Origin of the sequence: Methanofollis aquaemaris (assembly GCF_017357525.1) — an archaeon.
GTDB classification, from domain to species: Archaea; Halobacteriota; Methanomicrobia; order Methanomicrobiales; family Methanofollaceae; genus Methanofollis; species Methanofollis aquaemaris.
The window spans coordinates 1556482-1571491 of the sequence record NZ_CP036172.1; the positions used below are offsets into that span (position 1 = coordinate 1556482).

Here is a 15010-nt window from a genome sequence, read left to right on the forward strand (position 1 = left end):
GAACGCCCTGATCATCCCCGAGCGCAGGCAGATAAAATCTTCGGAAAAAAATAGAATATTAATATCACACCATAATTAAAATTTGAGGCAATTTAGCGGAATGACCCGATCACCGGAGAACTCAACTCGAAAATCTGCCCAAAAATGTTCAAATGCTCAAAAATAATAGAGATTCGGCGTTTTATTGAATTCCTCATCTCGAATAGACATCAGTGACTGACCACACACACCCTGCGTGACCAGGAGGCAGAGGACGGGATCACTCTCCGAATGATTCCCCGCCCGCCTTCCCCCCCATGGCAATCCCAGAGGTTCGGGGGCAGCGCCCCCGGCGTGTATGGTGTGGGAAGGCATGTCGATCAGACGGGCCACCCCCACAGAAGAACGAAAAACTTTATCCTGCTCTCTCTCGCCGGGGGGAGACCCCCCGGACCCTCCCACGGCGAAGATAGCCGGGGGGCGGCGAATTTCTCGGTTCCTGGCACCCTCAAGGCTAGAAAAAGAGGAATTGAAGGTTTTAACGGAGCCATTATTTTCAACTCTGAAAAATCTGAGATACTCGTGAAAAGATACCATGAACAATATCGAAGAGTGGCCCGATTATCGGGATACCTGGTCGCCTTTCATCGATATATTCCTCCCCTCCACCATCAATCGAGAGATTCGAGACCACAACCTCACCCAGAGCCTCGTTTCTGATTCCTGCAGAGATCGAATCCCCGGAGATCACCGTATCCAGCACGCTCACCGTACCAGCATCAGGAAGAGTCTCACTGACACAGACCCCGACTCCCGACCCACCCATGACGATCCGCATTCCTTCGATGGTGACGCCCCCTGTCGTCTTCCCGCCAACCCCTCGCCGACCATCACTTGCGATCAGGAGGGGACATGAACCGGAGGTTTCGATCCCCCCCGAAAGCGTGAGGTCGCGCCCGAGATATACATAGACAATATTCGGCGAACCGCCACCCATCACGTTCAGGTCAAAGGAAGAGGCTTCACAAGGATAGTCCTGGCCAAGAGACGGCTCATAGCCCCCGATCTGAATGCAGGAATGACCGTCACCTGCCGGAGAAAATGCAGAGAAGTTCTCAAATCTAAGGTTTGCAGCATTCCGAATCGAAAGGGCATGTCGGCCGGCCTCGGTACTCACACAGTTTACAAAGGAGTTGCCAGTGGTGTACCCACTGTGGTGAACGATTGCGAAATCGTCTGTAAGTGATCGCACCGCAGAACAACCATCAAAATGTGCCCCATCCGTTGACCAGAGAAAAAAACCCCGGTAATTCTCTTCGGCGGCGCAGTTCTTCAGGGTGACCGCATTGTTCATAGTAAATCCGGCACCGAAAGTCAGCCCATTTAATTCAGGAGGGCCGGAATCAGGAAAAAGAAGGTTTTTTCGGATGCCATTCCTCATAGCCGTGCAGTTCTCGATGACCACGTTCTTTACCGAGACCTCAGGTTCAATATGGAATCCCGACTCCCAGTTGTCTTCAGCAGAGCAGTCCCTGACCGTAACATCTTCGAGATCGTTGTGTTCAGCAAGAATGAACCCGGCAGACCATGGATGCGAATTGTCATCGGCACCACACCGGACGGCCCGGCACCGTTCGTACCGCAGACCCCGTACCAGAATCGATTCTCCTCTTCCATCTACATTGAAACCCGTCCAGGTGAGGTCAATGGCAGCGCAGTCCTCAAAGACCACATCCTCGATGATCCGCCCCTCCGCCCAGACTGTGAATCCGCCATTCATCCGCGGATCGCCGGTCACCGTCACCTGCTGAATCCGGACATGACTCCCCTGCACCCAGACCGCACCATTCCCGGAGATCGTCAGGTTGCGTAGAATAGTGTGATCTTTTGCAAAAACCCCGATCCATCCACCCGAGAACTCAAGAATTGTCTTTCCCTCACCTGAACCCTCCAGACAAAAACCGTCTCTAAGGGTTATCGAATCATCGCAATGGTATGTCCCGGGTTTTAAGAGGGCCTTCCCACCATTTCCAGCTCTTTCCAGGGCCTTCTGAATTTCAATCTGATCAGAGATACCATCACAGAGATAGTCTACGCCCTCCGCCTCCGAAGACTCGACAGTGGCGACAGTAATAACCCCTGCAGATACTGGAACCCCGGAGAAGATCGGGATAATCAGTACGACAAAGAGCCATGACCCGGTTAGCCGGCTCATGCCCCCAAGAAGGATGTGGGGGGATATAAATCCTCTCACCCAGGAGGCACAAAACATATATATGACCGCAGGAGGATAAGGGCTCACGATGTCCTCTAAAGGACTTTCAACGATCATACTCGCCGACCTGAACAGGTATTATTCCTATCATAGCAGAGACATCACCGCCACAGGAAAACTTGCCATCATCAGAGCGGTCACTTTCCATCTCATATTCTCCAGAGGTTTCAGAGCGATCTTCTGTTACCGTCTACGCAACCATGCAGAAAAAAAGAAAATCCCCTTCCTCGGCAGCCTGGTCGGGATCGTCGATATCCTCTTAAACAGCATTGAGATCCACCCACAGGCCAGGATCGGACCCGGACTCTTTATCCCGCACCCACAGTGCATCGTCATTGGGGCCAAGACGGTCCTTGGTTCCAATATCACCATAAATCAGGGGGTCACCGTCGGGGCATCCCCGGGCAAAGATATTGGCGGGCAGACCGAACCGGTGGTTGAGGATAATGTCCTTCTTGGAGCCGGTGCGAAGATTATCGGCCCTGTCACCATCGGCAAAAACGCTATGATCGGTGCAAACGCCGTCGTAGTCAAAGATGTGCCTGCCTGGGCGGTTGCCGTCGGGGTACCCGCAGGAGTCGTCAACAGAGTGGAGATCCCATACCACGAACTTCTCAAACTCACATCACAGAGACAGATTACCTGAAGAGGTCGTCCCAAAACTGGCTCTGTTGAATTCGGCATGAACCCTGGGCCCAAGCATACACAATGGACATTGTTCTGAGTAGTGTTTCGAGGTATGGAGGGATCCCTGATCCCTTTCTTAGCAAAGGGGAGGAGGAGGGCACCAATCTCAACACCGCCCCTCGGCAAAGATGAGCAGAGGGGGCACCACAGGCTTCACGATCTCTTCCTGGCAATCGTATGACCGTGCATCCCAATCTTCGCATGCGGTCCGGAGGTCGCAACCCCCGGGCGAGTGCGAAGGAAGACGCGGGAACAGAAAGATATGAAAAAAGTCTGAGGGTTTTCAACAACCCCAAATCGACAATTTTTTCGAGGACTCAATCAGGTTCTGGGATGGGGTCAAAGACAACTGCTGTTCCTCCATCATAGATCTTTCCCCTGCCCACAACGATCGAATGCATCGGAAGATGGACCGGAACCCTGACCACCTTCCTGTATGCAGTCACTTTCACAGATTCACTTCTGAGATTTGCAGCCCCAAAAAAGAGATAAGAATCGTCAGGGGCATGTTTCCCCTCGGCAGCCATCGTCCAGGAATTCATCGCCGCAAAACCCCTTACAACCAGCCAGGAAATATCGTCTCCGTACAAATATCGGTCCTTACGTTCAGCGTCGCCAGCCGTTTTGGCAAGCCAGGACGCACCCACAACCTCAGGTTCTGAAAAAATCGGATACTCTTCAATTTCAGAGAGAGCCAGGGATGTTGGTCCGTCATCGGCAATCTCAAAGACAAAACCGGCGTTGAAGAGGAAAAAAACTGCAAGAAAGAGAGAGATCAGGGCCCGGCTCCAGGCGGTAACCGCCCCCGGCCTCCTCTTTCTGAACGGCCCTGCGATCAGACCGACGATCACCATGGCGCCGTATACAAAGAAGGGAGCAATGAAAATAAGCGATATCTGGTAAAGTCTTGAGGTATTCAGGGCGCTCGAAAAATATGGGAGGGCAATTCCCGCCACACAGAGGCCAAGGAACATGATGGAGAGAGCATAGTAATCTTTTGAGAACCTGGACTTCAACACTGCAAAAAGCGGCACCGAGATTATCCCAAGGGCGATAAGTACCTGAGAAACGAGTTGGAGAGACTTATAGAGTTCATGCAGAGGCGTATCCGTCGGAGAGAGGATAATATGCAATCCCTGTGACGCATCAGACATGAAAAGTTCATCCTGGAGACTGCTCAGAACACTCTCGCCGATCTCGGCGGCGGACTTAAACGCGGCGGCTTCACTGGTGAAGAGGTACCAGATGAGAATAAAAGCACAGAATACAAGGACAAAAGAGACACTGATCATCCGACGTGCCTTTCCAGTCAGAACAGGAGAGAAGAAAGAACACCAACACATCAGCCTTTTCACCACCCTGCCGACCACATTACGCTCGGCAAGAAGAAGGACGAGGATCGAAGGAACAAGGGCGGCAAAAAAGAGATACGTGAGGCCGTAATGCGAAGTCACCAGCCCGAAGGCAAAGAGAGCCATCAAGAACGCACGGTGTGATCGTTCGAGTGCATGATCCAGGAATACAAGCACAATGAGGACAAGAAAGAGTTCAGCGACCTGTTGGCGTGCAAGCTGGAGCATCTCGGTGAAGAAGACATAGAAAGAAACAAAGAAGAAGGCTCCAAAAAAAGCGGTCAAAGAAGACGTCTGCTGGCGATACGCCGCATAGAGGCCGAGAGGAACAAGTGAGAAAAAAAACGGATAGATCAACTTGAATACCCAGACTGGAGAGATAGCACAGAAACCGGAGAAGAGCGGGATGAGCATCACGATCGAGAGCATGGCATTGACATTTGAGTACAGGGTATGATCCCAGAGCCCGCTTTGAGCGGCAAGACTTCCATAATAGAGTTCCTCATTGATATCCCACCCCCATACATGTCCTGAAATCAGGACGGTATGGAGGAGAAGAGAGAGTCCAATTGAGAAGATAGCAAGAGGATAGATCTCCTCATGGAACACCCTCCCCGATCCGATCAAGAGGGGGATGCAGGCGATCAAAAGTATTACACCCATCAGAACAACACTCGTCCCCCATAATTCTTTTGCATAGGCCCCAAGTCCGGTGAGCAGAGGTAAAAAGATAAAGAAGAGGAAGGGCAGGCCTTTCGGATAAGAGATACCAGGCGTAGGCACCACTTCAGACCGCCGATCAACGATGAACGCTATGACCAGAAGAAAGATCAGGACCATACTCATCCAGAGGAGGAGATAAGAACCTGAGAGCGGACTCATGATACCGAAGACGGGGAGAAGCATGTTCATGGCAAATCCCAGGATCATCCAGAGAATAAGGCTCAAACCAACGGTATACAACAGAGTTCTGATTCCACCTACTCCTCTGATTTCCATCACACGCAATAGACAGAGCCCGGGGACAAAAGTGAGGAGAAAAAAACCGGCTGTCTGCCTGAGAAGGGGGATGCCTCCCCCCATCCCGTCGAGAGCAACCGAACCCCAGAAGAGAAGGAGGAGGGAAAAAGAGACTGTGACAATACGCCGCCAGGACCAGCGATGAATTTCAAGATCCAGCATACCTACTCTTCTCCCTGATTGAACTGCGGTATACCTCTCGTGTCCGCCTGGCAACAACATCCCATGAGAGTTCAGCCCGCATCTTCTGGTAACCGGCCTCACCCATCTCTGTGCCTCCCTTCGGATCGGTGAGAAGGCTTATCAATGCTCCCTCAAGCGCATCGACGTCCCGGGGCTGTACGACACGACCGGTTCTCCCATCATCCACAACCTCGGGAATACTCCCGACTGCGGTCACGACCACCGGTTTCCTGAAGGCGTACGCGATCGGGATTATCCCTGTCTGGGTACCCTCGATGTATGGGAGAACTACTACCGAGGCCTGCTTGAAGAAACCCGCGACCTCATCGTCTCTAATATATCGGTTATGCACCTCACACCAGGCAGGATCTATGGCCGCCTGATATGGTGAGAGATCCCCGCTCCCGGCGATGACCAGTCTGGCATCGGGAACACTCCGTACGACGCCGGGCATCGCATCCAGAAGATAGGACAACCCTTTATAATCCTCTATCCTCCCAAAAAAGAGGATGGTTCCTGTTTCTTCAGCAGATCCGCCATTATCCTCATAGTCCCCGAAAAAGGCATAATCCCCATGCGGGATCACATGACACTTCTCACCTGCACCGAGAACCTCTTTCGCCCACTGCCCGTGGACTATGACAGCGTCCGAGCAGGAGATATAGGCCTCATTGCTGATGACCTGGTCAAATGCCCTGCTACCTGTGTGGGGCCTGACATCATGGATGGTGGTCACCAGCGGGTATTTCCGTAAAAACGGAAAAAACAGGAGAAACCAGGGAGGAGTGAGCTGGAAATGGATGACTTCAGGTCTCTCTTGCTGCAGGGCCGTAAGAAATCGGACTGCCCTGGGGAGATAAGCAGTGTTCACAATAAAATTCCGGAGTGTATTTCCGACCGGCAGTTCCTTCACCCTCACCTTCGGCGAGAAATTCTGCCGATCTACCCCCACAGGGGCGAAGAGCACGGTCTCATCCTCCTCGGCAAGGGCATTTGCAAGTTGGGAGACATAGTGAACGATCCCGCCCGAGACATTATCGGTGACCAGCAGCACCTTCAATTCCGGGCCACCTCCCGAAAGGCTCTGATATATTGGTCTGCGATCCCCGACCATTTGAGATTTTCAAGGGCGTAACGGCGTGCATTCGTCGCATGGGCTGCGACACCGTTCTCAAGATAGGCGGCCACCGAACTGGCGGCAACAGTGGGTTGTGACGGATCGATGACCAGACCGGCATTCGCCTCCTTCACCAGACCAAGGGTGGGGATATCAGAAACGATGCTAGGGAGACCGGAAGAGAGAGCTTCCAGAAGAGTAAGCGGTTGCCCCTCATACCGTGAGGTCATCAGATAGAGATCTGCAACGGCATAGAGAGACGGGACATCTTCCCACGGCATTCTCCCAGGGAATATAGCATTTCTCACGCCTTTTTCTGCGGCATATGCTCTGGTCGCCTCAAGGAGAGAGCCATGACCTGCTGCAACCAGGGTGAGGTCGTCACGCAGGTGTTCAAGTTCCGAGAAGAGATCAACCATACCGAAAGGATTCTTCTGCGGGATGAAACGACCAACTGAGAGCACGACCGTGCGACCATCAGGAATGCCTAACCGCTCCCGTAAATCTCCGGGGTCAGACGAAGGGGAAAAACGATCCGTGTCGACACCATTCGGGATGTACCTGACCTTCTGCGGGTCCACTCCCATCCCGACAATCTCGTCGCAGACACCACGACTCACCCCGGTGAAGAAGGCGCTGTCCGGGAAAGACTGCAGACACCGGCGCTCACAGAGAGAAGAGAATCTCTTATAGGCCTTGATGTGACGGGCAGTGCTGTCCGGCCAGTGAGTATACTCGCCATACGAGGTCGAATGCAGAGTCGCAACACATCGGTTGAACGGCACCCTGCCTGGAAACATCGGCTGATGCATCCAGACTGCATCATAATCGCCCTCTCGGAGTCTTCTGGTGACGGTATGCCAGTAATGGAAGAGCCCTCCGACCCCAAACCGCATGATGAGGGAGCGATTCCCCAGTTTGATGTCCGGACCAGTCGGCGAGGCCACGGTGCATGTGATCCCGCGTTCTTCAAGTTTCTTCACCACATTATAGGTGACGTTGGCAATCCCTGTCCCGTATGGATAATATTCAAAACTGCAGATCAACAGATTCATGGTATCGTTCCTTCAGCCCTCTTTCTCAGGAGAGTGGGCACTGTGGGGCGGTATCCCGTCCTGTGCAAGTGCCCCCCTGTCCAGGACTGATCTGACAAGGGTCTCGATCTCATGGGACCACCTCCCCCTGATAACGTCCCAGGAAAAACGCTCTCTGACCGACCTTTGCGCCGATGCACCAAGTCCTCTGGCGATTTCAGGATGTTCGATGAGGAACGTGATCCGCTTTACCAGCGCCTCTCTGTCCCCCGGACGGACAAGAAAACCATTCTTGCCGTCAGTGATGATCTCACGCGTCCCGCCCACATCGGTCGCCACAACGGCACATCCTGCCGCACATGCCTCGATCACCGAGGTGGGCAGGCCCTCGGAGTACGAGGGGTTGACAAAAATCGTGGTCGACGTGAGGATCTCGGGGATCTCGTCATGTGAAATGGTGCCGAGAAATGAGACTCCCCTCATCCCCGATGCAATCTCCTCAAGATCGAACCTGTACGGGCCGTCGCCCACGATTTTCAGGTTCACTCCCTCCGGGAGGGAGGGATAAATCGAGAGGAGATCCTGGACCCCCTTCCCGTAGACCAACCTCCCGATGAAGGTGATGTCGACCGAAGGACGATCGCCGTTGCCTCCGGCCTGTGCAGCCCTGAAAGGTGCAAGGTCGATGCCGTTGTGGAGCACCCGCGGGCTTTCGGCACCAAGATGACTGAGGAATTCGGCAGCTGCAGCCGATACACCAAACGTAGCCGCGGCATCCCTGACGATCATAGATCCGATGGTGTGATCATAGACCTCAGCGAGTGCCAACGCGGCCCGCCCCTCCAGGTAGGGATGGGAGGAGCCGTGCTCAAGGTGGACGAGCGGGATCTTTTTGACCTTTGCCACAAGCCATCCCAGCAGAGTGACAGAGAAAAACCTGGTGTTCGTGCAGACAGCATGATAGTCTCCCCTCAGGATCCTGATGAAGAGGTGGAGCGCGGCAGGAGAAGGAAGAGGCACCGGATATCGTGCGCCGAGCAGGTTCAGAGAAGGGAACCGCAGAACGTGAACTTCACCATATTCTTCAGTCTGAGGAGCATGGTCGGTGTTGCAGGTGACCACATCCACCTTATAGCCCACTCGAACAAGATTCTGAGAGAGTTCATAGGTCACCTTCTCAAGTCCACCAATCCTTGGCGGAAACCCGGCGGTAAAGATAACAATATGATCTTTTTCGATACCTTTCGGTACTCGATCTCTTGATATAGATCCCTGAATAGCCGTCCCCCCCGCGTAAGGCCACTCTTACGTAACCAGTATTGCTGGTTCATGGGGGATATTGAATATAAATGTTTCTCTCCCTCCAGGGAGACCTATGTCCCAATATCCACAATAATAACCCATTCCCGAGAATTACCGATACATTGCCCGGGATATTCTGCGAAAAGTTCTCGAAAAAGAGAGGTGTCCGGTCCTTCAGCAGTCCCTGAGGGCTGCAGCAAAGCGGGCCCTGATCTCCTGAGGGGTAAGAGGGATATTGCCGACCGATGCATTTCCAGGCCTGAGCATCACATGAATGAAGTTCGGACCCTCATCGGCTGAAGCAGCCATCACTGCCCCGATCTCTTCAGGGCTCCCGACCTTCCAGGTCCTGGTAAAGCCGCTGGCCCGAGCCAGGAGTTCAAGATCGACATTGGCGGCCGCATAGGTGGGCTGATTGCCGGTGGAACCAAAGGCCCCGTTGTCCAGACCGATCACCGTGAGGTTTTCCGGGGCGGCGGCCGCCACCACAGAGAGGACCGAGGAGCCCAGGAGACTGCCGTCACCGTCGATGACGACCACCCGGCGGTCGGTACCAAGAGCGAGCCCGAGGCCGATGGGCGTCGCCTGCGTGTATGAACCAAGCATATAGAAGGTGAGCGGGCGGTCCAGAACTGCATACAGTTCCTTGCTCGGGACACCGATGTTCGAGACGACTGCAGCGTCCCCCAGATAGGGGGCCAGGGTCCTGATGGCGTCATATCGTGCCATCGTCGGTTCCCCAATTTCGGCATCATAGACGAGCGTCGAGTGCCGGGCCCGCACCGGTACGATGCGGGAGACCGCAGGGCATGCCTCGCCTTCCCAGACCTTCGGCGAGATGAGGGCGACGTGCGGGCGGGAATGGGCGAAGGCGTCCTCGACCACCTCGCCGATCTGCGGGAGGTCGGAGGGCTCGGCGATGATCGTATAGGTGATCCCGAGGGCGTCGAGCACGCCGGGCAACTGGCTGTTGAAGGGGATCTGGGCGGGGATCCGTTCCTCGTAGACCCCGCGCCAGCTCGCGAGCACTGGCAAAGGAAGGCCGAAGGTGACGGTGAGCGACATGATCGCATTGAGCATATTCCCGAGGCCCGAACTCTGGATGACCACCACCGGGCGCAGCCCGGCAAGCACGGCGCCGGCGGCGATCCCGACGCCGTCTTCCTCGCGGGTGAGGCCGACGGTCCGGATCCGATCGGGCAGGAGGAAGCAGAGGTCCCCGGCCCGGTCGCAGGGGAGGGTGAGGGTGAGGTCGACTCCGACATCCTCGAGGATCGTACAGACGAGATCTTCATGCATGGTTTCTCACCCATGATAGGACGTCGCCGGCAAGAGCGGTTGTCTCGACCCCGGCGGAGACCCGGAACGCCGGTTCGATCCGGTACTGCTCGTGATCCTCGGCGACCCGCCGATACCCGCCGCCGGTGAGATTGAGGAGGACGATCTCGTCAGGGCCGACCGATCCGGTCTCGACGGCGTCGGCCAGGGCGGCGAGCGCGACCGCGGCCGCCGGATCGAGATCGATCCCCTCGGCCTCCTCGCACCAGCGCGCCGCTGCCTCCGCGGCAGGGTTGGTGACCGCATGCATCGTCCCCCTGGTGGCCGTGAGGGTGTCGAAGACCCCGCCCCCGATCCCATAGGGAGGCTTCCGATTGGTCAGCACGTCGGCGTAGACCGCAGCGACCGCCGTGCGGGCGTCGGGCATATCGGTCGCCGGCACGATCTCCCGCCGCGCGACCTCCCATGCCCTGACCATCGGGACGAAGGGGAGGTTCTGGACAAGGTGAAGACGCGGGAGGGCCTGCCCGAACCGTCCGTCCCCGACCAGTCGCATCGCCGCTTCCCACGCGGCGATCCCGCCGGTCCCGCTCCCGACCGCCTGGAAGTAGCGGTCAGGGAGACGCCCGATGGTGACCGCCGCGTCGAGCATCACCGTGCCCATCCCGTCCCGTCTCGCGACATTTCTGGCCCCGCCCTCAGGAAGGAGGGAGGGGTGGGCGCAGAGGGCGTCGGCGACGGCGATGGTGTCCGAATAGTCGCCGTCCACCAGGACCATACAGACCCCGTCGGTCTCGACGGTCGTCCAGAGACGCGTGGCGGCCTTCTCAGGCACCACCACTACGACCTGTCCCCCGGTGGCGGCGACGGTCTGGCAGAAGGCCCGACCGGTGTTCCCTGCCGAGGCCACGACCAGCGTACCGTCTCCGGTCTCCCTCACCCTGACCATCGTGGGCAGGGCTTCCAGTTCTTTGAACGAACAGGTATGGATCTCGGCGCCCCGTTCCGGCCAGTAGCCGTTGAAACCGATATACAGATTCTTGAGCCCGAGGTCGCGGGCCAGGCCCTCGCTCCGGTAGGTCACCGGCCCGGCCGCGGCCTTCAGCGTCCCCTCGACCGGGAGCCAGTCGGCGAAACGGAATATTCCGGGTTCGTTCCTGACACCCAATTTTTTTCTCTGGTATCTGGCCCTGATCAGTGCATCGCACCCCTGCGGACATGAGAGCGTGTAATGATCCTCAAGGACCACTCCGCACCCGGGACAGACGAGTTCATAGTGTCGCATCTTCTTTTCACCTCTAGAGTTCAAATGATCCGTCCAGGAGAGCGCCTTTGAGGCGCACACAGAGTTCTTCAGCCTTCTTCCGGTCAGACTGCCGCATGGTGATCGGGACCGTCACACCGGCGACGTCGAGGGTTCCGAGGTCGGCATGGACCGAGCCCCCCGTACAGGCGACCGCACAGGCCCCGCACGAGGCGCAGAGGCAGGGGTCGATCCCCTGACCGACCAGGAAGGCCCCGGTCGGACAGATCGCAGTCGCCCGACATGGTTCGCAGAAGAGGCAGGTGGAGGGTTCATAGACCACCTCGTGATCGGTCCCCCGCCAGACCTCCGCGTAGGTGGTCCTCGTAAAAGGCCGCCGGTCCTTGATATCGGCGACCGGAAGGGCGACCTCATCGTCCAGGACCGACAGGGCGTCGATCGAGCCCTGATCCAGCACCGGGATCGGGGCGGCGATGCTGGTGATGCACTCCGGGCCTGCGGCCGTGACGAACCCGCCGCAGGTGCAGGGGTCCATCCCTTTCATCTCGGCAAAGACCGAGAGGTTCGGTTTCTCCGGCGTACTTCTCGTCCCCTCGCCCATCACCAGACCAGGGGCCCCGTTCAGCAGCACTCGAGCGCCGGGCCCCAGCACCCTGAGCGCGGGGTCGTTCTCCACCGGACTGATCTCGCCGCATCCGCTGACCGAGGCCTCGGCACAGGAGCCTTTCAGGCCGGTCACCGAGAAGATCGTCTCCTCTGGGGCGGCAGAGCAGTTCACAAAAGCGGTGTAGTTCTTGAAGGCGCTCCTGGTGGTAAAGAGGCGGGCGGTGCCGCAGTCGTCGAGGGTGAACTCGGCTTCATAGGTCCGCCCTCTCGCATCGACCTCCACATGGACCTCTTTCCCTGCCGCAAGGTCGGCGAAGAGGTGGCCGCCGCCATAGCGTGCCCCCAGATGGGCGGTGCCATAGACGATCATATCGACGAGACCGAGGCGTTCGTTCGGGCAGGGGCCGGGATAGGCCGGGACACCGTTGAGCCTCACCGCCTCTGCACGGCCGAAGGTGCCTGGCGGCGCGACCGGGACCGAGAGGAGAGCGGCGGTCCCTGACATCACTCCGCAGGTCCCGCAGGTGACCACGTCCACGTCCACGGGCCCCGGACGCTCCCTGGCCCTGACCCGCGCCTTGAACTCCGACGCAGTCAGAACGACGGCCTCCCCATCCCTGACACGCTCCCTGATCTCAGAGATCGTCTTCATATGATGACGTCCTCCACCCGCACATGCAACCCCTCCGGGCGCTCCACTATCATATTGGTAACCCCGGTATGGGCGAGGGCCATCATGCAGAAGCCGGGGAGAAACCGCTGGCGTTTTCCGAAGACCGGGGGAGAGGAGAGATGGGTGGCCATCCCCTCGAACCCGAGCATATGATAGGCCCTGACGTCGTGGTACTCCCCTTCCCTGGAGAACTCGGGGCCGACGACATGACCGGTGATCACCCCGGTGACGGGGTCGGCCTCGATCACCCTGATCACATGCTGGACAGGGCAACCTGCGCCCATCGGGCGGCCGACGACGATCTCGCCCTCCGCGATCTCCCACCGCTCCACGAGGTCCGGCCTGAAGGGGAGGACGATCTTCCTGGCCGAGGGTTCGCCGGGAAGGGGGTCGATGACAAAGTCGTAGGCATTGCCGACGAAGTCCCGGCCCGTATAGATCGCATCGGGGGCGACGATACAGGCCTCACCCGCGGAGAAGGGGCAGTCGGCGACAGATCGTTCCCCTGCGGCGACCATCTCCATGAACGCCTCACAGGTCCGCGCCCCGCAGAGCCCGCAGTTTTTTCCGGGCGGTGTCCACCCCATCTAATCACCCCGGAAGAGGTTGCCCGCATCCCCGAGTCTTCTGACGACCCCGAAATGGTGCTGCCACCCGATCTCTTTCTTGCCGACACAGACGGTGCAGACACCGAGGGGCGGGACACCGCGGAGTTCGACGGTGGCAGCGTCCCGCACCTCGTCGGCCTCTGCGATCCTCCGGAGCAGATAGCGCATGCCGGTTCCCTGCACCGCGTTCGTCTCCACGATCTCGATCTCGGGCGCCACCTCCCTGATCCCCTCCCTGAAGACCTCCTTCTCGGCCTGCGAGACGAGGTCGATCCTGGTGACGACCGCCACGTCCGCGAGGCCGATCATCGGCCCCATCTTGAGGGGGGCGTGGGTGCCCGAGACGGCGCTGAGGACGACAATGCCGAGGGCCTGGGTGACGTACGGCGAACACCTGAGGCAGAGGCCTGCAGACTCGACGATGAGGATGGACGCCTCTTCCTTCTCCGCCCACCTGAGGGCGTCGGCCATCACCATGATCCCGGCATGGTCGGGGCAGAGGTCGCCGGAGTAGACTTTCCGTGTGGGGATGCTGAACTCGGTTGCAAGTTCTTCGTCCTCGAAGGCCCGGACGACGTCGATCTTGAGGTAGGCCGCTTTCTCCCCGGTCCCGAGGTTCCTGAGGATCTGGCGGACGACCGCTGTCTTGCCGGCCGAAGGGGGTCCGGCAATGACGACCAGTTTCATACTGCCTGCACCCCGCCGGTGATGGCCTCGCCCGCACGTATCCGTTCTCTGAGACGGCAGAGGATGCCGTCCATCTTTTTCACCGCTGAAAGGGCCTCGTCTTCGCTGTCGGTGTGTTCGATGACCCTGACGACCGTGCCGTTCCGCATCACGACCCTCCTATCGCACATCAGGGCGACGAGGGGGTCGTGGGTGACGAAGACCACCGCCTTCTGGTAGCGGCGGAGCACCTCGATCACCCGGTCCTTGAAGATCCCGGCATTCTCGACCTCGTCCAGGATGATCACGGGCGTGCTCCCGACGAGGATCGCGTCCGCCACCATCAGGGACCTGGTCTGCCCGCCTGAGAGGGAGGTCATCCGCGCCCCCGGCGTGATCTTCTCGCCGGTGAACTCGTTTGCAAGGGCGATCGTCTCGCTGATGATCTCGTCCCCTTCGATCTTTCGCGACCTGACATGCATCTCCAGAAACGCCGCGACCTTGAGGTCGGCGAGGCATTTGGTGTTCTGGGTGATGAGGGCGATCGGCTTTTTCGCCGGATCACGTACATAGTCGTCGGGAGGTATCGCTCCGTTGACGAGGACGGTCCGTCCGGTGACGGTGTCGTCCCTGGCAAAGACTTCGATGTCATTGATGAATGCACTCTTCCCCGATCCGGTCGGGCCGACGATGGCGAGGGTCTCGCCCGGTCTGATGACGATCCGGTCGAAGTGCTCGGTCTCGCCGTTCTTGTCCCTTCCGGGGAGGACGGTGATCTCGGTGACCTGCAGGTCCATGCAGGGGCGTTTTTCTCCGGGGTCAGATAAGAGTATCTTTGTGTCATATCATTGTGTGACAGAAAGAAAAAAATAACACTAAATGAGTACAGAAAGACATCAATATTCTCTGAAGATCTCCGGTCGCCAGACCGCACCCTGGCCAGATGGAGAGTACAGACCCGGTCTC

12 protein-coding genes are annotated in these 15010 nt (G+C 57.7%); 1 reads left to right on the top strand and 11 read right to left on the bottom strand.

Annotation, left to right across the window (positions count from 1 at the left end; translation table 11 throughout):
- Positions 1–535 precede the first annotated feature (535 nt).
- A complete protein-coding gene (locus RJ40_RS07455) occupies positions 536–2311 on the bottom strand; it encodes a right-handed parallel beta-helix repeat-containing protein (protein WP_265580227.1) in 1776 nt (591 codons plus the stop codon).
- On the opposite strand from RJ40_RS07455, the gene epsC reads away from it, so the two are divergent.
- The gene (gene epsC, locus RJ40_RS07460; protein WP_265580228.1) at positions 2283–2900 is read left to right on the top strand and encodes a serine O-acetyltransferase EpsC; all 618 of its coding nucleotides are present in this window, start codon (positions 2283–2285) and stop codon (positions 2898–2900) included. The two genes, RJ40_RS07455 and epsC, sit on opposite strands and share 29 nt — an antisense overlap.
- Before the next feature lie 358 nt (positions 2901–3258).
- On the opposite strand, the gene RJ40_RS07465 is transcribed toward epsC, so the two are convergent.
- The 10 genes from RJ40_RS07465 to RJ40_RS07510 all read right to left on the bottom strand — a co-directional run bounded on the left by RJ40_RS07465 (position 3259) and on the right by RJ40_RS07510 (position 14841).
- Positions 3259–5535, bottom strand: coding sequence for a DUF2206 domain-containing protein (locus RJ40_RS07465; RefSeq protein WP_265580229.1), 2277 nt, complete (start codon positions 5533–5535; stop codon positions 3259–3261).
- The gene (locus RJ40_RS07470; protein WP_265582629.1) at positions 5462–6550 is read right to left on the bottom strand and encodes a glycosyltransferase family 4 protein; all 1089 of its coding nucleotides are present in this window, start codon (positions 6548–6550) and stop codon (positions 5462–5464) included. Before RJ40_RS07470 ends, RJ40_RS07465 begins: the two co-directional genes overlap by 74 nt.
- A gap of 2 nt (positions 6551–6552) precedes the next feature.
- A complete protein-coding gene (locus tag RJ40_RS07475; protein ID WP_265580230.1) occupies positions 6553–7668 on the bottom strand; it encodes a glycosyltransferase family 4 protein in 1116 nt (371 codons plus the stop codon).
- 12 nt (positions 7669–7680) lie between these two features.
- Entirely contained in the window at positions 7681–8820 is a 1140-nt protein-coding gene (locus RJ40_RS07480; RefSeq protein WP_322743869.1) for a glycosyltransferase family 4 protein, read from the bottom strand.
- Between the two features lie 303 nt (positions 8821–9123).
- Positions 9124–10248, bottom strand: a complete 1125-nt coding sequence (gene comE, locus RJ40_RS07485; RefSeq protein WP_265580231.1) for a sulfopyruvate decarboxylase subunit beta — start codon at positions 10246–10248, stop codon at positions 9124–9126.
- Entirely contained in the window at positions 10241–11512 is a 1272-nt protein-coding gene (locus RJ40_RS07490; RefSeq protein WP_265580232.1) for a cysteate synthase, read from the bottom strand. The genes comE and RJ40_RS07490 overlap by 8 nt, the downstream gene beginning before the upstream one ends.
- 13 nt (positions 11513–11525) lie before the next feature.
- Positions 11526–12749: a methanogenesis marker 16 metalloprotein gene (locus RJ40_RS07495; RefSeq protein WP_265580233.1), complete on the bottom strand. Its 1224-nt coding sequence runs from the start codon at positions 12747–12749 to the stop codon at positions 11526–11528.
- Positions 12746–13357: a (Fe-S)-binding protein gene (locus tag RJ40_RS07500; RefSeq protein ID WP_265580234.1), complete on the bottom strand. Its 612-nt coding sequence runs from the start codon at positions 13355–13357 to the stop codon at positions 12746–12748. Before RJ40_RS07500 ends, RJ40_RS07495 begins: the two co-directional genes overlap by 4 nt.
- A complete protein-coding gene (locus RJ40_RS07505) occupies positions 13358–14065 on the bottom strand; it encodes a GTP-binding protein (protein WP_265580235.1) in 708 nt (235 codons plus the stop codon).
- A complete protein-coding gene (locus RJ40_RS07510; RefSeq protein WP_265580236.1) occupies positions 14062–14841 on the bottom strand; it encodes an ATP-binding cassette domain-containing protein in 780 nt (259 codons plus the stop codon). Before RJ40_RS07510 ends, RJ40_RS07505 begins: the two co-directional genes overlap by 4 nt.
- Between the last annotated feature and the right edge of the window lie 169 nt (positions 14842–15010).

Bases quoted from the DNA above. Each gene is read 5' to 3' on its own strand.
- epsC (WP_265580228.1), top strand. From the start codon at position 2,283: ATGTCCTCTAAAGGACTTTCAACGATCATACTCGCCGACCTGAACAGG.
- RJ40_RS07455 (WP_265580227.1), bottom strand. From the start codon at position 2,311: ATGATCGTTGAAAGTCCTTTAGAGGACATCGTGAGCCCTTATCCTCCT.
- RJ40_RS07465 (WP_265580229.1), bottom strand. From the start codon at position 5,535: ATGTTGTTGCCAGGCGGACACGAGAGGTATACCGCAGTTCAATCAGGG.
- RJ40_RS07475 (WP_265580230.1), bottom strand. From the start codon at position 7,668: ATGAATCTGTTGATCTGCAGTTTTGAATATTATCCATACGGGACAGGG.
- comE (WP_265580231.1), bottom strand. From the start codon at position 10,248: ATGCATGAAGATCTCGTCTGTACGATCCTCGAGGATGTCGGAGTCGAC.
- RJ40_RS07490 (WP_265580232.1), bottom strand. From the start codon at position 11,512: ATGCGACACTATGAACTCGTCTGTCCCGGGTGCGGAGTGGTCCTTGAG.
- RJ40_RS07495 (WP_265580233.1), bottom strand. From the start codon at position 12,749: ATGAAGACGATCTCTGAGATCAGGGAGCGTGTCAGGGATGGGGAGGCC.
- RJ40_RS07500 (WP_265580234.1), bottom strand. From the start codon at position 13,357: ATGGGGTGGACACCGCCCGGAAAAAACTGCGGGCTCTGCGGGGCGCGG.
- RJ40_RS07505 (WP_265580235.1), bottom strand. From the start codon at position 14,065: ATGAAACTGGTCGTCATTGCCGGACCCCCTTCGGCCGGCAAGACAGCG.
- RJ40_RS07510 (WP_265580236.1), bottom strand. From the start codon at position 14,841: ATGGACCTGCAGGTCACCGAGATCACCGTCCTCCCCGGAAGGGACAAG.